2 protein-coding genes are annotated in these 1,698 nt (G+C 30.4%); both read left to right on the forward strand.

Annotated features, from left to right (window positions below; all coding sequences use genetic code 11):
* Window positions 1-48 precede the first annotated feature (48 nt).
* The gene (locus V7014_RS26665) at window positions 49-624 is read left to right on the forward strand and encodes a TetR/AcrR family transcriptional regulator (protein WP_335512071.1); all 576 of its coding nucleotides are present in this window, start codon (window positions 49-51) and stop codon (window positions 622-624) included.
* Window positions 625-685: 61 nt separating this feature from the next.
* Window positions 686-1,698: MFS transporter (locus V7014_RS26670; RefSeq protein WP_335512073.1), on the forward strand; the 1,013-nt coding region annotated here is incomplete at its 3' end.

The raw sequence follows: 1,698 nt of genomic DNA on the forward strand, positions 1-1,698 counted from the left end.
ATCGTTCCGTAATCTTTATACTAAATTATATGAAGGGGGTGTTGTAAATTGGGTAGACGTATTAATTTTAACAAAGAACATGCTTTGAATAAAGCTATGTATTTATTCTGGGAAAAAGGTTATGACGCTACATATATCTCAGATCTTATTGATACGATGGGAATAAGTCGATCTACTCTCTACGATAGTTTTGGAGATAAGGATGAACTATTTAAACAGGTATTAGAACATTATAAAAACTATGGCTATCGAAAGAGAAGTTTACTTTTTAGTGGTATAAGCAATAAAGCATCTCTTAAATCCTTTTTTTATCAACATATTGAAGAATGCTATTCAAATGACATTCCCAAAAGTTGTATTATAACTAATTCTTCACTGCTTATTGGACATATTGATCCTTCCATAGAAGAAATACTTCTAAATGATTTTAATGAACTTGAAAAAGTATTTAAGCAAGTCATTGAAGAAGGAAAAAAGAAAGGAGAAATTTCACAAGAGGCTAACTCTGAATTAGTTGCATATTCTTTATTAAGTTTAAATCACAGCATTAACTTAATGTCCAGATATAAAAAAGAGAAAAATTTAGCCTATAATCTAGTAGATAAGACTATTGCAGACCTATAGTCTTTCTTTTTTAATCATTACGGAACGAACGTACCAAAATTAATAAGGATAAGCTAAAGGAATGATAAAGGTGACTAAAAAGACAAATTTTCTAATATTTATTTTGGCGATTAGTTGTGGTTCACTTGCTGCTAATATTTATTATGCACAACCAATTGTACAATTCATTGCAAAAGATTTGAACATCTCTTCTGATTTATCTGGATTGCTTACTACTCTGACACAAATTGGATATGTATTGGGCTTATTTTTTATCGTACCAATGGCTGATATATTTAAAAGTAAGAAAATAATAGGAATTCTTATCGGGCTTACTATTATTTCATTAATTGGTACGCTAATTTCGACAAATGGAATTGTTTTTTTAATATTCACAACCATAATTGGCATTGGAGCCTGTGCAGCTCAAATGCTAGTTCCACTAACAATGAGGATTGTGTCCATTGAAGAGACAGGTAAATATGTGGGTAAAGTGATGGGTGGTTTATTGATTGGGATTATGGTTGCTCGCCCATTATCTATTGGAATAGCTGATTGGTTCGGCTGGAGAATGGTATATCTTTTTTCATTAATAACACTAGTTGTCATATTACTGTTAATTATAAAATTTTTGCCCAACTATGAAGTAGTATCGACTAGTAACATGTTATATCCAAATTTAATAGCTTCTATGGTGAAGCTACTAATAAATACATCTCCTTTACAACAAAGAGCATTTTATCATGCATGTTTATTTGCAACATTTAGTCTCTATTGGACAGTTATCCCAATTTTATTAAGGTCTGAGCCATTACATTTTTCAAATAATGAAATTGCATTATTTGGCTTTGTTGCGATAGCTGGGGCTTTACTAACTCCTACTATTGGTAAAATAGCAGATAAAGGTTATATTTTCACAATGACTAATGTATCAATAGCGCTCGTACTATTATCTATTGTACTATTATTTTTTGTTCAAGATCATTCACTATTTAGTGTAATTTTAATCCTTATCTCAGGCATTAGCATTGATATTGGTGTATCAGGAAATTTATTATTAGGTCAAAAAGTTATCTTTGGTTTGAATCCTGAGAT

This window comes from Bacillus sp. JJ722 (assembly GCF_036963345.1).
Taxonomy (GTDB): domain Bacteria; phylum Bacillota; class Bacilli; order Bacillales; family DSM-1321; genus Bacillus_AD.